General features: G+C 66.6%; 13 protein-coding genes (1 of these 13 cut by a window edge). 7 read left to right on the top strand and 6 right to left on the bottom strand.

Features of this window, described 5'->3' with window-relative positions:
- Positions 1 to 43: 43 nt before the first annotated feature.
- Both AB0J29_RS25795 and AB0J29_RS25790 read left to right on the top strand, forming a co-directional pair.
- On the top strand, positions 44 to 574 hold the full coding sequence (locus AB0J29_RS25795) for a hypothetical protein (RefSeq protein ID WP_364791295.1): 531 nt from the start codon (positions 44 to 46) through the stop codon (positions 572 to 574).
- Entirely contained in the window at positions 547 to 2,112 is a 1,566-nt protein-coding gene (locus AB0J29_RS25790; RefSeq protein ID WP_364791292.1) for a TerD family protein, read from the top strand. The genes AB0J29_RS25795 and AB0J29_RS25790 overlap by 28 nt, the downstream gene beginning before the upstream one ends.
- Before the next feature lie 90 nt (positions 2,113 to 2,202).
- Here AB0J29_RS25790 and AB0J29_RS25785 read toward each other — a convergent pair whose 3' ends face one another.
- Positions 2,203 to 2,961: a MerR family transcriptional regulator gene (locus AB0J29_RS25785; protein WP_364791438.1), complete on the bottom strand. Its 759-nt coding sequence runs from the start codon at positions 2,959 to 2,961 to the stop codon at positions 2,203 to 2,205.
- Between the two features lie 67 nt (positions 2,962 to 3,028).
- Between AB0J29_RS25785 and AB0J29_RS25780 the strand changes: the two genes are divergently transcribed.
- Positions 3,029 to 3,529, top strand: coding sequence for a DUF6194 family protein (locus tag AB0J29_RS25780; protein ID WP_364791289.1), 501 nt, complete (start codon positions 3,029 to 3,031; stop codon positions 3,527 to 3,529).
- Positions 3,530 to 3,823: 294 nt separating this feature from the next.
- Here the strand turns inward: AB0J29_RS25780 and AB0J29_RS25775 are convergent, their stop codons facing one another.
- Positions 3,824 to 4,297, bottom strand: a complete 474-nt coding sequence (locus tag AB0J29_RS25775; RefSeq protein WP_364791286.1) for a MarR family transcriptional regulator — start codon at positions 4,295 to 4,297, stop codon at positions 3,824 to 3,826.
- Between the two features lie 110 nt (positions 4,298 to 4,407).
- Between AB0J29_RS25775 and AB0J29_RS25770 the strand changes: the two genes are divergently transcribed.
- Positions 4,408 to 5,532, top strand: coding sequence for a GDSL-type esterase/lipase family protein (locus AB0J29_RS25770; protein ID WP_364791283.1), 1,125 nt, complete (start codon positions 4,408 to 4,410; stop codon positions 5,530 to 5,532).
- Here AB0J29_RS25770 and AB0J29_RS25765 read toward each other — a convergent pair whose 3' ends face one another.
- Positions 5,533 to 6,144 (bottom strand): TetR/AcrR family transcriptional regulator C-terminal domain-containing protein, encoded by a 612-nt coding sequence (locus AB0J29_RS25765; RefSeq protein WP_364791280.1) that lies wholly within the window; start codon positions 6,142 to 6,144, stop codon positions 5,533 to 5,535.
- Positions 6,145 to 6,215: 71 nt separating this feature from the next.
- Between AB0J29_RS25765 and AB0J29_RS25760 the strand changes: the two genes are divergently transcribed.
- Entirely contained in the window at positions 6,216 to 6,776 is a 561-nt protein-coding gene (locus tag AB0J29_RS25760) for a peroxiredoxin-like family protein (RefSeq protein ID WP_364791277.1), read from the top strand.
- A 188-nt stretch (positions 6,777 to 6,964) separates the two neighbouring features.
- Here AB0J29_RS25760 and AB0J29_RS25755 read toward each other — a convergent pair whose 3' ends face one another.
- Together AB0J29_RS25755 and AB0J29_RS25750 are read right to left on the bottom strand one after the other, a co-directional pair.
- Positions 6,965 to 7,171, bottom strand: coding sequence for a hypothetical protein (locus AB0J29_RS25755; protein WP_364791274.1), 207 nt, complete (start codon positions 7,169 to 7,171; stop codon positions 6,965 to 6,967).
- Positions 7,172 to 7,528: 357 nt separating this feature from the next.
- Positions 7,529 to 8,422: an NAD(P)H-binding protein gene (locus AB0J29_RS25750; protein WP_364791271.1), complete on the bottom strand. Its 894-nt coding sequence runs from the start codon at positions 8,420 to 8,422 to the stop codon at positions 7,529 to 7,531.
- A 64-nt stretch (positions 8,423 to 8,486) separates the two neighbouring features.
- Here AB0J29_RS25750 and AB0J29_RS25745 point away from each other — a divergent pair, with 64 nt between their 5' ends.
- Together AB0J29_RS25745 and AB0J29_RS25740 are read left to right on the top strand one after the other, a co-directional pair.
- Complete coding sequence (locus tag AB0J29_RS25745) at positions 8,487 to 9,434, top strand: YafY family protein (protein ID WP_364791268.1); 948 nt, start codon at positions 8,487 to 8,489, stop codon at positions 9,432 to 9,434.
- Positions 9,435 to 9,740: 306 nt separating this feature from the next.
- Entirely contained in the window at positions 9,741 to 10,091 is a 351-nt protein-coding gene (locus AB0J29_RS25740) for a DUF3703 domain-containing protein (protein ID WP_364791265.1), read from the top strand.
- A 63-nt stretch (positions 10,092 to 10,154) separates the two neighbouring features.
- Here the strand turns inward: AB0J29_RS25740 and AB0J29_RS25735 are convergent.
- On the bottom strand, positions 10,155 to 17,839 hold part of the coding region annotated (locus AB0J29_RS25735) for a non-ribosomal peptide synthase/polyketide synthase (RefSeq protein ID WP_364791262.1) (this coding region is incomplete at its 5' end). The annotated region continues 23,505 nt past the right edge of the window; 7,685 of 31,190 annotated nt are visible.

Here is a 17,839-nt window from a genome sequence, read left to right as displayed (position 1 = left end):
AACCCACCAACTAGGTTGGTGTGCGGTACGCAGGGAGGTCGAGATGTCGATGGTACGGGCGGGTGTGGTTCCGACCTGGCGGGCAATGTTGTACGGGACGCTCGGGATCGTGGTCACCGTGCTGGTCGGTAGTGCGATCGTGGCCGGATTCGGGGTCAACCGAATCTTCACCGGTCTGCTGGCCGGTGCGGTCGCGGGAATCGCGATGCTGGCCGCATTGTTCGGGCGCGATGTCGTCGTCCTTACCGAGGCATCGATCTACCAGCGCACCCCGTGGCGAGAATCCAGTATCGACTGGGAGCGGGTGGTAGCCGGACGGTTCGCACTCGACGAGCGGGCCCGCTGGTCACTCGCGCTGGATCTGATCGGCGGCGACGAACGGCACGGCGAACTCGTACTGCTGTCCATCCCGCCGGTGTGGCGGCCGGTCGCCGGAGCGTATGACATGCGCAAACGCGAGCAGGTCAACGAGATTCGGGCCATGTTGCGGCGCAAGCGCGTGCCGATCACCGTGCTGCCGGAGATCGCCGGTGCGCTGCAACAACATTGGCAGATCGCGCCGCCTACCCGCTGATAGCCGGGGCCGCGGTGACCGAACAGGCCGCGCTCACGTCGTATACCTTGGCAGATGTGTCGATGATGAAGGGTGCCAATGTCGCGGTGCCGATGTCGTCAGTCCGCGTCGAGCTGGGGTGGCAATCAGGTCCAGGGGTTCCGGATGCGGACGCCTCCGCGCTGCTACTGGCCTCCGGGAAGGTGCGCTCGGACAACGACTTCGTCTTCTACAACCAGCCGAATCATCCATCCGGCGCGGTGCGACACGATGGTAAGCGTCCGGGACCGACAGTCATCGACACATTGTCGGTGAATCTGGCGCAGGTCGAAGCACAGATCGACACGATTGTGATTGCGGCATCCGCGGATGGTGGCACATTCGGACAGTTCCATGGGCTTTATGTGCGAGTGCTCGATGCGGTGAGCGGCGCGGAGGCGGCGCGGTTCGACAGTACCGGTGCGACCACCGAGACCGCGTTCGTGCTCGGGGAGCTGTATCGACGGCAAGGGGCGTGGAAGTTCCGGGCGGTTGGTCAGGGGTATGCGACCGGATTGGCCGGGCTGGCTACCGATTTCGGGATTTCGGTCGATGATCCGGGGACCGGGCAGTCGCGACAGCAGCCTGCGGCCCACCAGCAACCAGCTTACCCTCCGCCGCCGACACAGCAGTACCCACCTCCCACGCCGCAGCAGCAGTTCACGCCGCCGCCCGCGCCTCAGCAGTTCGGAGCACCTTCGCCGTATCCGCCCGCGGCACCGCCCGGACATCCGCCGAATCCGGCGCAGCCGTATCCGGCGAACCCCACGCCGCAGCCCAACGCGCAGCCGCCTTACCCACCGAACCAACCACCGCAGCCTTATGCGCCGCCGACCGCGTCCAACCAATTCGCCCCGCCTGCTGCCGCTTTCGGTGCGCCGGTCAACCTCAGCAAGGTTTCGCTGACGAAGGAAGCGCCGACGGTCTCGCTGACCAAGCACGGTGCGACCTCGGGAACCATGCGGGTCAACCTGAATTGGACCACCGCGCAGACCGGTGGCGGTGGCCTGTTCGGCCGCAAGCGCGCCAATGCCCTCGACCTCGATCTGTGCTGCTTCTTCGAACTGGCCGATGGCCGGATCGGATCCGTTCGCGCCCTGGACCGTTCGTTCGGCGCGCTGGATCGCCCGCCGTTCATCCGGCTCGATCAGGACGACCGGACCGGTGGCAGCGCGACTGGTGAGAATCTCGATATCAATCTCGATTACACCGCGCAGTTCCGCCGGATTCTGGTCTTCGCTTCGATCTACGAGGGCACGAACAACTTCCAGGGCGTGGAGTCCACCGCCACGCTGTATCCGCTGAACTCGCCACCGATCGAAATGATCATCAGCGGCTGTCACGATAATTCGCGCGATGTGATCCTCGCCCATATCGAGAATGTCAACGGCGAGTTGATCGTTCGGCGCGACGGCACCTTCATCCGGCCGCCCTCGGGGCATCCGGGCGGCGGTGTGCGCGAAATCGCGCGCATGTACAACTGGGGCTTCGAGTTCACCGCCACACGTGGCAAAGGCTAGAGTCGGGCACAACACGGACCCCCGAGTTGATCGCCCACATCAGCGAACTCACCGATTGCCGCACCTCGGCGATCGATGAGCTGTTGCGGGTCACGGCTTTTGCGACCGGGGCGAGCTCATGGCTGGTGCTGCCGCTGCTTTCTCAGCGATTGGCCGGATGATCTGGACCAGCGTCGCTCCTGCGCGGATGAGCGCAAGGCCACGCTGGGCGATGGTGATGAGACGGGCGTCGAGCGCTTCGAGCGAGTGACCTGCGTCGTCCAGGTCCCGGATCGCTGTGATTGCTTTCCGGACGTCGGGAATGCGGTAGCCGGCGGCCCGCAGGGCTGCTGTGATGCGTGCCTCTCGGATCGCCGCGAGCTGATAGCGCCGGGCCGATCCTGCTCGGGTGATGATCCGTTCCGGCCGCACCAGCCCCTGCTGCTCCCAGAAGCGCAGGGTGGAGGCACGAAGCTCGAGCGCTTGCGACAGTTCGGTGATGGTCATCGCATCTGCTTCTACCGGGTTGGCGTCGGTCTTGGCCTCGCTGTGGATGGCCTCCAGCGCTGCGCGGGCAGCCAGCGCTTGCTCTCGTTCCTGGTTGAGCCGTGCGTGGAAGGTGCACACCAGAGCGGTCGCCTGGTCGGTTGGCAGCGAGCGGATTGCGCGCATCGCTCGGCGGGCCTCGACTGGCCCAACGGCGTACGCGAGATCGCGGTAGGCGCCGAGGTCGCGGACGTGGTCTGCGGAGAACTGTCGGTATCCGTTACCCGCCCGGTTCGCGGATGCGATGACACCGAGCCGCTCCAAGTCACGGACCTGCTGGACGGAGTAGCCGGTCGCCGCTGCCAGCGCCGAGACCGTCAGCAACTCCGCCGCCTGATGGTCACGATCATGAGTCAACCCTCCATAAGCGCTTCAACCGCACACTTGAACCATGAGTATGGATCAATTCCTCGAGACGATCCGCGCGTTCGACGGTGTCCTCGAGCTTGCGCCGGCCGAAGGCAGCCCGTTCCCCGAGATTGCGTGGGGCGACCACTTCTTCTACTACGCCCCCGATGGCCAAGTGCCGCAACGTGAGCAGCCCTACGCCACCATCGTCACGAAAAACTACCCCGACGACACTTCGTGTGACCTCGATCGGCCGGGCCGATGGCGGCTGAACATTCACGTCGGCAGGAGCGCCTTCTCCGAACTCATCGGCGAGGATCCCCGAGCTGGCACGGGCGTAGTCGACTTCACCGCAGTCGACACCGTCCTGCCTCATCCGGTGTATCGCAGACAGGGCTGGATCTCGATCGTCAACCCGGACACGCAGACTCACGCATTGGCGGAAAGTCTGCTTCGGACGGCGCACGACGCGGCGCGTCGACGAGCGGCCCGCCGTAGATCCGGCTCACCCACCGGTGACACGACATCAGAGAATGACCGATGAACCACCACAACGCTCCCTTGTCGAGCGAGGGCAGGCGGCGATTAGTTGAGCGCCGCCAGCCCTCCTACAACCAGCGGTCACACCAGAACGGCGACGGCCTCGATCTCGACAACCGCTCCTGGCACGGCGAGTCCGGCCACCTCGCCACGCGGTCGCGGGCGGATTCGGCCGCGGACCCCACATTTCGCCGAACGCCGCGAATCCGTCCCGCAGTGGCGGGTCGTCGACGATCAGAATCGTGCGTCGTGATCGTCATGTCCGCGACCTGACAACCGACGCCGACCTCCAGGGGTTTCAATCGGCTTCGCGCGCGGTGGCTTCCGGACTCACCTGATCGCGGATGGTGCGCAGGCCGGTGACAAAGGCGTCGAGCTGGTCAGGGGGCAGCAGACCGGTGAACCAGCGTTCGATGACCTCGAGGTATTCGGGGAGCACTCGGGCCAAGCGGGTCGCACCGGCGGCGGTGAGCACGGCGTAGGAGCTGCGGCGGTCCACCGGGTCGAGTTCGCGGCGGACGAAACCGTTGCGCTGCAAGCGATCGACCAGGCGGGTGACGCCGCTGGTGGACAGGTTGGTCTGGGCGGCGAGATCGGTCATCCGCAGGCGACGGTCCCGTGAGCGGCTCAGGCGCATGAGCGCATTGACATCGAGGCCGGACAGACCGTGTTTCTTCCAGGTCGGTTCCAACTTTCGGATCAGGCCGTCGTACGCCTCGTAGAGCAGGCCCATGGTGGTGAGCCTGGGGTCGTCGAAGAGTTCTGCGTCCACGGCGCCGAGCTTAGCCGACATAGTTGCTGCGGGGATAGTTGACATGAGGAATATGTACGCTAGATTGTTGTCACTGCAATATTCCTCACCGCAACTAAATGGAGATTCCGATGACTACCTCTTCGCGTTGGGTCGCGGGCTTCCGCTGCACACTGGTCGACCCCGCCGAGCGGATTCGGTTGGCCGAGCCGCGCGACTTCGCCGATGAGACTGTGCGTCAGGTGCTGCACCTGGTCGGGGGCGGCGAGCAGCTGCGGGTGCGGCTGACGAACCGCTATGGCGCGACGCCGGTGACGATCGGCGCGGCCCGGATCGCGGTGCGCAAGTCCGGGGCCGATATCGTCGCGGAGACCGATACCGAACTGCGCTTCGACGGCAAGACGCAGGTGACCATTCCGGCGGGGGCCGATATCGTCAGCGACCCAGTCGATTTCGTGACGACAGCCGGTACCGATCTGACGCTGAGCATATATCTGCCGAAAGAGACTGGCCTGGCACCCTTTTCACACCTGCCGATGGAATCCGGTTTCGTCGCCGCCGGTGATCAGGCCGCCGCTACCGCGCTGTCGGATGCGCAGGAGACCACCTCACGCTTCTACGTGACCGGCGTCGACGTGCTCACCTCGACGAATGCCCCGATCGTCGTCGCATTCGGCGACTCCTGGTTCGAAGGGGTCGGGTCCACCTCGGGTGCGAACCATCGTAGCGTCGATGTCCTCAATGAACGCCTCGCCAGCGGTTGGGTTCTCAATCAGGGCATCGGCGGAAACCGTTTGCTGACCGACCAGATCGGCGAGCACGGTGTGGCCCGTTTCGACCGCGATGTGCTCGCAGTTCCCGGCGTGACTCATGTTGTGCTGAACTTCGGCATCAACGATCTGATCCTCGACAACAGCACATCGTCGGCCGATGCGCTCATCGCCGGTTTCCGGCAATTGGCCGGACGTGCACATGCGGCCGGACTCGCGGTGTACGCCAACACCATCGGCCCCTTCGCAGGTGCCATCTATCCGGACCTCAATGTCGCCGAGGGGCGGATGGCACGCCGCGCGGTCAACGAATGGCTTCGCACCACAAGGATTTTCGATGCGGTGTTCGATGTTGCTGCCGCCGTCGAGGATCCGAATGATCCCGACTTCATTCGACCCGATCTCGACAGTGGCGACGGTCTGCATTTGAACGATGCGGGCCACCGCACCATGGGGGCGACCATGTCCATTCCAGGACTTACCTGACTACGGGGCAAGGCCACGCAGGACGATGTCGATGCCGAGGCGGAATTCCGTCTCGGCATCGACATTTCTGGCGTCGGTGGCGGTTTCGACGAGTACCGGATATTCGGCCGGGGCCAGTCGGGTCATGGCGGCGGTGCCCGCACCGGAGAGTGGGCCGTAGTGCTCGTTCTGGAGGTGACCGAGCAGGAAGGCCATGAGGGTGCGTTGGGCCAGGACGCGGCCGATACCGGTGAAGCCCGCATCGGTGAGGACGGTCAGCATCGCCTCGATCCAGCGCAGACTGTTCGGGGCGGACTGACGGTGGCGCACGACCAGCGGGACCGTAGCCAGGTGGCTGGATACCGTCGTGCGCATCCGGTCCAGGAGGACCGCGACGCGGTCGCGCCAGTCCGTGTCGGCCGGTGGGGTGAGGTCGATATCGGCCAAGAGATGGTCGACGACCAGCACCTCGAGTGCGTCGCGGTCGGCGACGTAGCGGTAGAGGCCCATGGTGGCTATGCGGAGTTCCTTGGCGACCGCGCGCATGGTGAGGCCGGACAGACCGTCGCGGTCGAGCACCGCGATGGCGGCGGCCGCGATGGCGGGGCTGGTCAGCGAGCGAGGGCGGGGCACGGGTTGACAGCGTACAAGGTACGCGCATACTTGTCATAGGAGTACGCAGTACACCTACGAAGGGAGTTCCCATGCCATTGCCGACCACGGTGCCCACCCGAGAACTGGTCACCATCGCCGACAGCACACTTCGGATTCCGGATCAGAATTGCCTGACCCATCTGCAATTCCGCCGCTTCGCCGGATGCCCGATCTGTAACCTGCACCTACGCTCGTTCGCGGTCCGGCACGCCGAAATCCGCGCCGCCGATATCCGCGAGGTCGTCGTCTTCCATTCCAGCGCAGCCGAATTGCGCAAATACGAAGGCGACCTCCCCTTCGACCTGATCGCCGACCCCACCCGAACCCTCTACCGCGAATTCGGCATCGAAGCCAAACCCCGCGCCCTCCTCGACCCCCGCGCCTGGCCCACGATCCTGCGCAGCGTCGTCACCGTAAGCATGGCCGTCCTCCGCAAGGAAAAGCCTGCTCCCCCAGCGAAACCCGAAGGCGGCCGCCTTGGCCTCCCCGGCGATTTCCTCATCGCACCCGACGGGCGTGTGCTTGCCAGCAAACTCGGTCAACACGCCGATGACCAATGGTCGGTCGATGAACTGCTCGCGCTGGCGCCCAGCACCAAGGCCCGTCACTGACCATCATCTGAGTTCACAAAATGAAGCCGACCAGGGCTTCCGGGGCGGTTACATTTGAATTATCCACCACCGCAACGGAGTTCGCGCCTTCACGCACGAATCCGCACGTTCTAGTAATAGCAAACTCCGGACGAAACCAGCTTCGTCCGGAGTCAACTGCGTTGGTTACTTGCGCACCTGAGTGCTGTCTACCTGGCCGCCATGGCCGACCAGCCGTAATACGTCGCGAATCCCCCCGGAGCCACGGTCGCGGTGGGTTCACCTGTGCAGTCCTTGGACGCATACACCAGGAAATTGCGCGTGCTGCGGTTCTCGAAGCGTATGTCACGCGGGAAGCCACTAGCCCAGCACGAGTCAAGGTCGCTCAGCTCCATGGTGCCGTCGATGATCACCACTGCTCGTCCGTCCCCGCCTCCGGCTGAGCCGGTCGGGAAGGCCGAGACAGTGGGAGCCGCCACGGACACCGCAGCAGCGGTGAGAGCACCTATGAAAGAGAGCATTCCGAGTTTCACGGATTGATGCTACAGGTTGCGCGCACACCGTCTTCCAGCCCTCGACTGGTCTACCACCGCCGAATCCCCCTCTACCAGAACCGAATCCGCACCTTACCGGTTGAACATGACTTGGAGAGTTCCCAGTTGGACCGCACGTTTGAACGACGAGTCGGCTCCGGAAAGTTTCCCGAGGTCCGACTTGCGGTTGATCATTTCTCCCCTCGACGAATCACAACCACATAAGACACCCTCTGGGCACTAACTGGTCCCGACCAGGGGCGCCAGATGCACGTGGGCCCACGCGGCAAGGGCGGTGGGAGTCGTGGTGATGATCGAGCGCTTGTCCTCGGGGACGAAACCCTCGCTCAGGCCGGCCGACATTCCGGCGATTCCCTCGGCGTGGTCCGGGCTCAGGCCGGCGGCGCGCAGGGTGGCGCGAAAGTCGTTGTGGGAAATGCGCGTCGCGCGGATCGGGTGGCCGAGCGCCCGACTCAGGATCGCGGCGACCTGGGTGAAGGTCAGGTCCTGTGGGCCGTGCACGGCCTGCCGCTGCCGACCCGACCAGTCCGACAGCAGACGGGCGGCCGCGATCTCGCCGATGTCACGCGGATCCACCCAGGCCATCGGGTAGTCGAGCGGCCACGAGGTGGGCAACTGTCCGGCGCGGAGCCCGGCGAGATCCATGAGCAGGTTGGTGAAGAAGTAGCCACAGCGCAGGTGCACAACCTCAGCCGAGGTCTCGTCCAGCAGCAGCTCGGTCCGGGCCAGACCGTCGATTTCTCCTGCACCAGTTCGCTTTTCCGCTCCTACACTACTGAGGAAGACGACGTGTCCGATGCCGTTGGCCTCGACGGCATGTGCCGCGTTGGCGCCCATGCGGGTGTAATGCGCGATCGGGTTGCTGTCCGCGGGGGCGGGCGGGTCGACCCAGAACAGACGGTCTGCGCCCCGTGTCGCATGGCGCACCGCGTCGGAGTCGCCTTGGTCGCACTGGACGATGTCAACGCGGTCCCGGGTTACTGCATCGAGCCTGGCCGGGTCCCGCACCAGCAGGGTCGGCCGGACACCCGCCTGCAGCAGCAGCCGCACGACTCGGGAACCGACGTGTCCCGTCGGTGTGGTGACAACGATCTTCTTGCCGATGTGTGTCATACGACGAACGCTAGGAGCAATTGTGGCCGGATCCTGACCACAATGGAAGGTAGCTTGGAATCCGATGACAGATCCGAGTGCGCGAATGCTGGAGTTGCTGTCCCTGCTGCAGAGCAAACGAAGCTGGCAGGCTGCCGAACTGGCCGCGCGGCTGGACACGTCGCCGCGGACCCTGCGCCGGGATCTCGACCGGCTGCGCACGCTCGGCTATCCGGTGTCCGCCTCGCGTGGACGCAGCGGTGGATACCGGCTCGTGGCGGGGCGAGCCATGCCGCCGCTGCTGTTCACCGACGACGAGGCCGTCGCGTTGGTCATCGGCCTACGGATCGCCGCTCTCACCCACCTGGGCGAGGCCGCCGACGGCGCACTGCGCAAGCTCGAGCGCAACGTGCCCACTCGGCTGCGCTCCCGCATCCACGCGCTGACCGCCTCCACCGTGGCCGCCTCCCGCACCATGCGCGCACTGGATCCTCGGATCATGCAGACGCTTGCCTCCGCAGCGCACGAGCATCTCGACGTGCGCTTCGAATACACGGACCGCGCAGGCAGGCACACCGAGCGACGGGTACAGCCGCATCGGCAGGTCGCACTCGGTCGCCGCTGGTATCTGCTCGGTTGGGATCTCGACCGCGAGGGCTGGCGCACCTACCGCATCGACCGGATCGGCGCGGTCACTACACCGGGCACCACCTTCATCCCTCGCGAACCTCCGCCCGATGACTCGGTCAGCTTTGTTCAGGACAGCACTCGGATGCCTGCCACCGCCCGACGCGGGGTGGTGCGCTTCGGCGCGCCGGTGTCGGTGGTCGCCGAACGACTCGGCGCCGAGGCAGGAGCCCTCGAGGCCATCGACGACACCAGTTGCCGCTATACCACCAGCGTCGATTCGTGGGAGTGGCTGGCGGTCGCGCTAGCGGCAGTCGGCGAGCCGTACACCATCGAGGCACCTCCCGAACTCATCGCATGTTCGAAAGACCTGGCCGACCGCATTGCCCGGGCCACCGCTAGCTGAACTCGGCCCGGCGTGGGTTCTCGCTCCGCGCCGAAAAGCTGGATCTGGAGATATTGTGCCGGGTGGCCCGGGCGAATCGCACTTACAGAACGGAACGTGACAGTCGCCCGTCACTCCGAACAGCATGGAGTGTCGCCGGGGCAGTTCGGCCCACCACTTCTCGGCCCGTCGCCCGTACAATATATAGTCACATTCGCATGCTTTTACTTAAGGGAGGGAGTCGATGACCGCAGTGGCTGCGGTAGCGATCGGCGTCCTGTTCCTCGGCTGAACCGACCTCACCAGCACACCGCGAAAGGCACACCTATGACCCGCATTCCCGCCCAGGCCCGCCTCCGCTATCAGGAGGAAATGCGCGCTGCGCGTTCTGCCGCCGACCCCGCTCAACGGTGGACGCATCTCGAACGCGCGCACATCCTGTCGCAACCGGATCCCTGGCTGCACACCGGCAATCACATCGCCATGCTCGCCCTCGCTGTCCGGCAGCGAGATCGCCGCGAGGCGCTTGGACAGATCGTGCGGATCATCGTCGCCGCCCCCGGATCGCTGACCGGCCGATACCCCGAAGGCAATACCGGCCGTACGAACGTCGGGCTGCGCCAGCCGATGCCGACGCCGCCAGACCTTGCCGCGCTGCTACACCCACAGACGGCATAACCGCCAATAAACAGCGAAAGCCGTTGCCATGCACTGGCAACGGCTTTCGCACTGCGTTCGGACCTACTCGACGACCACGATCCGCACGTTCTCGTCCGCCGCGTCGGTCGGCTCGTCCACGGCGACGAACCAGTGGCTGACCTCGCCGTCGGCCAGGTCATCCGCGATCTCGTCCGCGCCGGGCAGCACCGACAACGCACCGGCGATGGCCGCCGCCATGCACTCCAGGAGTGCGACTCGACCCGAGACGGCGGTGGTGAATGTCGTCGACTCGTAATCGATGTCGTATTCCGAGCGCACGCGCTCGGCCTGTTCGAGCGCCTCGGTCTGGCTGAAGGCGCGTGCCGTGCCGTCGGCCGCGAGGACCACGAAGGCCGGGTGTTCCTCGCTGAGCGGGCGCACCCGATCGGCGTAGGAGACCGGATGCACCGGGGCGGTGGCCAATTCGGCCTGTACCGCCGGATCGCTCGGCACCAGCCAGTTGATCGGGCCATCGACCGGTTCCAGCGTGATACCGAAAACAGCTCCGGCGGTGACCATTTCGGCGACGGTCAGATCACCGGCGAACAGGCAGGCGGCACCGGCCTTCTGGATGGCCCAGACCGCGACCACCGCATCCACCGAACGCGGCAGCGCCATGGCCACCACGTCGCCGGGTCCGGCACCGTGTGCGATGAGCACCCTGGCCAGTTGCGAGGAACGGCGATCCAGCACGTGGTAGGCGATTTCGTCGCCGTCAACCAGCAGCGCGGGCGCCTCGGGATCCGCCTCGACCACCTCGGCGAGCACCCGCGACACCGTGCGCGCACCGACCCGGCCCACCGGTTCCAACACGGGCGCCGCGCCCCCGATACCGGATTCCACGAGCAGTTGAGCCCGCTCACTGGCATCGAGGATATCGATATCGCCGACCAGCCCGGCGGGATCGCCGATCAGTGCGTCCAGTACCCGGACCAGCCTGGTGGACAGGGTTTCCACCTCATCGGCAGTGAACCGGCTGATGAGGTACTCGAGGGTGAACTCGAGCGTGGACTCCGCGGTCACCTGCAGGGTGAGCGGATAGTGCGTCGCACTGTCCACACCGACATCGGTCACCGACATGCCATCGATCGAACTCGCCGCGGCGATCGCCTCCCGATCGATCGGGTACGACTCGAACACCAGCAGGGTGTCGAAGTGCGAGGCGATTCCGGCGGCCCGCTGGATATCGACGAGGCCGACGTAGTGATGATCGAGCAGGTCGGCCTGGTCGCGCTGCAACCGCTCGAGCTGATCGCCGATGGTCGCGCGGTCATCGATACGCACCCGCACCGGGAGCGTATTGATGAACAGGCCGACCATCGACTCCACGCCGGTCAGTTCGGCGGGCCGACCCGACACCGTGGCGCCGAACACCACATCGGCGCGGCCGGTGAGCCTGCCGAGCAGGATGCCCCAGGCCGCCTGCACCAGGGTGTTGACCGTAATGCCGAGTCCCGCACAGTGCTTGGTCAGCTGACGGGTGCGGTCGGCATCGATCCGGGTGATCAGTTTGGCGGTCTCGTAGGTCTCGGCCGTCCGTGCGGGCGCGGCCAATTCGGTCGGTTCGGTCGCGCCGTCGAAGGCCTCGGTCCAGACCCGCAACGACGCGTCCTCGTCGCGCGTGGCGAGCCAGTCCAGGAAGTCCCGGTACGAGGAGACCTGCGGCAGTACCGACTGATCGCCACGAGTCGCGTAGAGCACCAGCAGATCCCGCATCAGCAGCGGCATCGACCAGCCGTCGAGCAGTACGTGATGCGTGGTGATCGCCAGTGACCATTCCTCGGCCGCGGTGCGCAACAGCGTGTAGCGCACCAGCGGCGGGGTGGACATATCGAAGCGTTCCGCGTGGTCCGCCTCGATCCGGCGACGCAGTTCCGCGTCCCGCTCCGCCTCCGGCAGTTCGGTGAGATCCACCACGCGCCAAGGCACTTCGACCCGATCGAGCACGACCTGCCGGACCTGACCGGTGGAGTCGGTGACGAATGCGGTGCGCAGATTCGGGTACCGATCCAGGATCGCCTGCGCGGCCGCGTTCAGCCGCGCCACATCCACCGTTCCGGCCAGCCGCACCACGGCCTGGATGGTGTAGATGTCCAGGGTGGCCGAGGTCATCAGCGCGTGGAAGAGCAGACCGGACTGCAGCGGCGAGACCGGCCAGACATCATCGAGGCCCGGGTAGGTCTGTTCCCACAGGTCGATATCGGCCTGGCCGACCTGCACCAGCGGCAGATCCGACGGCGTATGACCACCGGCATCCGGCCGCCGCGCATGCTCGGCAAGCGCGGTGAGCGCGCTGACCCACAGCTCCGCCAACTCCTGCACCTGCTCCGGGGACAGCAGACCGACCGGGAACTCGAAGGTGGCCAGCAGCCGCGGACCATCGTCCTCGTCGCCGACGGTCACGGCGATATCGAGCGCCCCGTTCGCGGGCATCGCGGCATCCCGCTCGGTCTTGACCGCCACTTCCTGGTACCGGAAGCCGACCTGACCCGCCGGCGGCAGTTGCAGCAGCCCGTGGCCGACGCCCTGATCCGGCACCGCGCGCAGCTGTTCCTTCACCGACTTGATGACCGAACCCGCGGCGTCGCCGCCATCGAACGCGTCGGCCAGATCGATCCCGCCCAGCGTGAGCCGGGCCGGGTAGAGGGCGGTGAAAGCGCCCACGGTGCGCGACAATTCGGCATCGGGGACCGCCGCCCTTCCATCACCATCGAGCCGGATCAGCACCTCCGATCCGTGCTGTGCACCGCGCCAGCGCAGCAGCGCCATGGCCAATGCCGACAGCAGTCCGTCCGGCACGCCGCCGTGGAATCGGGCCGGAACCGTGGTGAGCAGTACCTCGGAGATCTCCGCGGGCACCTCGACGCGAACCCGGCGCGTGGTGGCGACCGTATCCAGCGCCGGATCGAAGGCCCGCGCACCGAGCAGCGGCTCGGATGTGGCCGAAACTTCTTGCCAGAACGGCAGTTCGGCGGTGCGGCCACTCGCCTGCTCGGCCAGGCCGTAGGCCCAGCGCCGCAGCGAGGTACCGACCTCCGGCAGGGCGACCTGGTCGTCGGCGATCAGCTCGAGCAGATCACCGGTCAGGATGCCGAGGGACTTCGGATCGGCCGCGAAGCCGTGCACCACGACGAGCAGGAAGTTGCCGCCGTCGAGCCGGTCGGCGGTGCAGCGCACGAACTGTGCGAGCACACCGTTGGCCGGATCGAGGCGATCCGCGGCGGCCGCGCGTTCGTTATCGGCGAGCCGCATGAGCTCGTCATAGCCGTAGTCCTCGTCGAGGGTGGTATCGAAGGCGACCTCGTGCACCAGCGCATCGATATCGATGGCACCGCGCTCGAGCGCTTCGAATTCCCAGCCCTCGCCCGCCGGGCGCAAGCGTGTGCGCAGCGCATCGTGCCGGTCGACCAGGGCGGCGATCGCCGCACGCAGCCGATCCCCATCGAGTTCGCTCGGCAGTGCCACCGCCGTCTCATAGGAGAAGCGCTGGTACGCCGTGCCGTTCGCCAGCACCGCCGCGATGCTCGGCGGCAGCGGAATCTCGCCGATGCCACCGCCCGGCAGTTCGGCCATGGTGGCCTGCCGCAGATCGGCGGTCGAGGTGGCGATCGCGGCGAGTCCGGCGACGCTGCGCTTGTCGAAGACGTCGCGCACGGAGAACACCACACCGAGCGCCTTCGCCCGCGATACCAGCTGGATCGACAGGATGCTGTTACCGCCGAGTGCGAAGAAGTCGTCCTCGGCGCCGATCCGTTCGATGCCGAGCACATCGGCGAACACACCGGCCACGATCTGCTCGACCGGGGAGACCGGCGCGCGGAATGCGGCATGTTCGAAGGTGGGCTCCGGCAACGCCTTTCGATCAAGCTTGCCGTTCGCATTGAGCGGCAGGGCATCGAGCTCCAGGAAGACGCTCGGCACCATGTACGACGGCAACTCGGCGGCCAACGCCGATTGCAGCGCGGGCTTATCGAGCTCGCCGGTTGCCGAAACCACATAGGCGACCAGTCGGTCACCGAGTGTCGAATCGGTATGCGCGAGCACCGCTGCCGAGGTGATCGTGGTCTGCCGCAGCAGGGCCGCCTCGATCTCGCCCAGTTCGATGCGGAAGCCGCGGATCTTCACCTGGAAGTCGGTGCGGCCGCGGTACTCCAGTTCACCGGCGGCGTTCCAGGCCACCAGGTCACCGGTGCGGTACATCCGAGCACCGGATTCGAACGGGTCGGCCACGAACCGCTCCGCGGTCAGATCGACCCGCCCGAAGTAACCGCGCGCCAATTGCGCACCGGCCAAATACAACTCACCCGAAACACCCACCGGCACCGGACGCAACCGCGCATCCAGCACATAGACACGGCTGTTCCACTCCGGGGCACCGATCGACACCGAGACGGTATCCGCAGCGGTCACCTCGTGGTTGGTGATCGAGACCGCGGCCTCGGTCGGGCCGTAGAGGTTGAACAAGGTGGCCGCGTTCGACTCCCGGAACCGCTGTGCCGTCGCCGCGGGCAGCGCCTCACCGATGGCGAGCACCCGGCGCAACGACTCGGGCAGCTGTCCGTCCGATTCGGTCAGCAGGGCATCCAACATCGACGGCACCACATGCAGGGTGGTGACGGCGGTATCACGCATCAGCGTGTTGAGGTAGGACGGATCGCGATGTCCGTCGGCGGACGCGATGACCAGTCGGCCACCGGAAACCGCCGCCGACCAGAACTCCCACACCGACAGGTCGAACGTCGCGGCCGTCTTCAGCAGCACCGCGTCATCGGCACCGAGGCCGAATTCGGCTGTCTTCCACAGCAACTGGTTGACGATGGCCGCATGCGGCACCGCGACGCCCTTGGGGCGGCCGGTCGAACCCGAGGTGAAGATCACGTACGCCGTATTCGCCGCGCGCAATGGCGCGATCCGCTCCGCATCCGTGATCGGCGCGTCCGCGACATCCGCGAGTGCGTCCATCCGGACCACCTCGGTCACCGAGGTCTGGAAATCGGTGTCGGCGTTGGTCACCACACACAGTGGCCGAGCGGTCTCGAGAATGTAGTCGGTCCGCTCACCCACCTGATCCGGATCCAGCGGCACGTACGCGCCACCGGCCTGGGTCACCGCGTACATCGCGACCACCAGGTCCACCGAGCGGCGCAGCGCGAGCGCCACTCGCGCTTCCGGTCCGACACCCAGCGAAATCAGATGCCGGGCAAGCTGATTCACCCGAGCAGCGAGCTCGCCATAGGCGACGGCGGTGCCGTCGTCACCGACCAGCGCCACCGCGTCCGGCGTGGCCGCAACGGTTCGATCCAGCAGCGACGCCAGCGTCGCGGACGAATCCACCTGGTGCGCTGTCGCATTCCGACCGGCGACCAGTGCGCGGCGTTCGTCGGCAGCCATGATCTCGAGATCGCCGACCGCGGTGCGCGGCGCCGCGATGATCTCCGTGAGCACGCGGGCGAAGCGATCGGCGAAGCCACGGACGGTATCCGAGTCGAACAGGTCGGTGGCGTAGGTGAAGTACCCGCCGATACCGGACGCAATGCCATCCTCGTCGTAGCTGTCCGCCACGATCAGATGCAGATCGAACTGCGACAACTGGGTGTCGATATCGAATCCGGCCACCGTGAGTCCGGGCAGTTCCAGTCTGGTCCGCGCCAGGTTCTGGAACGACAGACCCACCTGGAACAGCGGATGCCGCGCCTGCGACCGCACCGGGTTCAGCACCTCGACCAACCGCTCGAACGGCACATCCGCATGCGCGAACGCCTGGATATCCGTTTCGCGCTGCCGGCCGAGCAGCTCGGTGAAGGGCTCGTCGCGATCCAGCTGGGTACGGAATACCAAGGTGTTCACGAACATGCCGATCAGATCATCGAGCGCGGCCTCACCACGGCCGGCCATCGGGGTACCGATCGCGATGTCATCGGTGCCCGAGAGCCGCGAGAGCAGTACCGCGAACGCGGTGTGCACCACCATGAACAGCGTCGCGCCCTCGGCGCGGGCCAGACCGACCAGCGCACGGTGCGTTTCCGCGTCGATGCTCAGCTCGACCTTGCCGCCGGTGAAGGACTGCACGGCCGGACGCGGACGATCCGAGGGCAGATCCAGCTGATCCGGCACATCCGCCAATGCCGACCGCCAGTAGGCGATCTGCTTGGCCGCCAACGACTCCGGATCGTCCTCGCTGCCGAGCAGCTCGCGCTGCCAGATGGCGTAGTCCGCGTACTGCACCGGCAGCGGCGCCCACGTCGGGGATTCGCCGACCGAGCGGGCCGCGTACGCCGTCATCAGATCCCGGGTCAACGGGCCCATCGACGAACCGTCACCCGCGATGTGGTGCACCACGAGCACCAGCACGAACTCGGCTGGGGCAGGAGCAGAGCCTGCGGAGTGACCCGATGACACAGCGGCGGGTGCGTCCATCACCTGGAACAGCTCGACCCGCACCGGCACCTCGGCGGTGACGTCGAATGGCGCCGCCATCACCGTGATCACCGTGGATTCCAGCTCCGCGGCCGCGATCGGCCGCAGCTCCAGCGCCGGAACGGCCTGCGCCGCCGGGAGAATCACCTGCGCCGGGGCACCCACGGTCTCCGGGTACACCGTCCGCAGAATCTCGTGCCTGCCGACCAGATCCGCCATCGCCGCGCGCAGCGCATCGACATCCAGCGCACCGGTCAACCGGACCGCGATGGGCAGGTTGTAGGCCGCCGACTCGGTGTCGAAACGGTTCAGGAACCACATCCGCTGCTGCGCCAGCGACAACGGCACCGGATCCGGCCGCGCGGCGGCGACCAGCGCCCGCCGCTCGCCGACACCGGAGAGCTGCTCCAGCTTCACCGCGAGGGCCGCCACGGTGGGCGCCTCGAACAGCGCGCGCACCGGCACCCGCCCACCGATCGCGGCGCTCAACCGGCCGACCACCTGGGTGGCGACCAGCGAGTTGCCGCCGAGCGCGAAGAAGTCGTCGTCGGCACCGACACGCTCGATACCGAGCACATCGCCGAAGACGCCCGCCACGATCTCCTCCACCGGCGTTGCCGGGGCACGGAATTCGCGACTGGTGAAGCTCGGTTCGGGCAGCGCCTTGCGGTCGAGCTTGCCGCTCGAATTCAGCGGGAAGGCGTCGAGCACGACGATGGCCGCCGGAACCATGTATGCCGGAAGCGCATCCGATACCGCGGCCAGCAGCTCGCGCTGCTCGACCGACTGTCCCGGCGCGGGCACGACATACGCGACCAACTGGTCACCCAGCGCCGAGGCGGCCACCAGTGCCACCGCCTGGCTCACCGCGGCATGTGCCAGCAGCGCCGTCTCGATCTCGCCGAGCTCGATCCGCTGGCCGCGGAACTTCACCTGGAAGTCGGTGCGCCCCAGGTATTCCAGGCGCTGACCCGCACCCGCGGGTGCACGCCAGACCACCAGGTCGCCGGTGCGGTACATCCGCTCGCCGGGCGCGAACGGGTTGGCCACGAAGCGATCCGAGGTCAGATCCGGGCGCGCGACGTAACCGCGGGCCAGCTGATCACCGGCCAGATACAGCTCACCGGCGACACCGGCGGGCACCGGCCGCAGCCGCGAATCCAAGACGAACACCTGAGTGTTCCACTGCGGCAAGCCGATCGGCACGGTGCGCACATCGGTATCGCGCGCGGGCCAGTAGGTCACCGACACCGCGGCCTCCGTCGGCCCGTACAGGTTGTGCAGTACCGCGTCCGAAACGGCCCGCCACG

Origin of the sequence: Nocardia sp. NPDC049707 (assembly GCF_040674855.1) — a bacterium.
Classification (GTDB): domain Bacteria; phylum Actinomycetota; class Actinomycetes; order Mycobacteriales; family Mycobacteriaceae; genus Nocardia.
Note: the sequence above shows the minus strand (reverse complement) of the source record. Positions and strands in the feature narration are given on the sequence as shown.

Bases quoted from the DNA above. Each gene is read 5' to 3' on its own strand.
- AB0J29_RS25795 (WP_364791295.1), top strand. From the start codon at position 44: ATGTCGATGGTACGGGCGGGTGTGGTTCCGACCTGGCGGGCAATGTTG.
- AB0J29_RS25780 (WP_364791289.1), top strand. From the start codon at position 3,029: ATGAGTATGGATCAATTCCTCGAGACGATCCGCGCGTTCGACGGTGTC.
- AB0J29_RS25770 (WP_364791283.1), top strand. From the start codon at position 4,408: ATGACTACCTCTTCGCGTTGGGTCGCGGGCTTCCGCTGCACACTGGTC.
- AB0J29_RS25760 (WP_364791277.1), top strand. From the start codon at position 6,216: ATGCCATTGCCGACCACGGTGCCCACCCGAGAACTGGTCACCATCGCC.
- AB0J29_RS25750 (WP_364791271.1), bottom strand. From the start codon at position 8,422: ATGACACACATCGGCAAGAAGATCGTTGTCACCACACCGACGGGACAC.
- AB0J29_RS25745 (WP_364791268.1), top strand. From the start codon at position 8,487: ATGACAGATCCGAGTGCGCGAATGCTGGAGTTGCTGTCCCTGCTGCAG.
- AB0J29_RS25740 (WP_364791265.1), top strand. From the start codon at position 9,741: ATGACCCGCATTCCCGCCCAGGCCCGCCTCCGCTATCAGGAGGAAATG.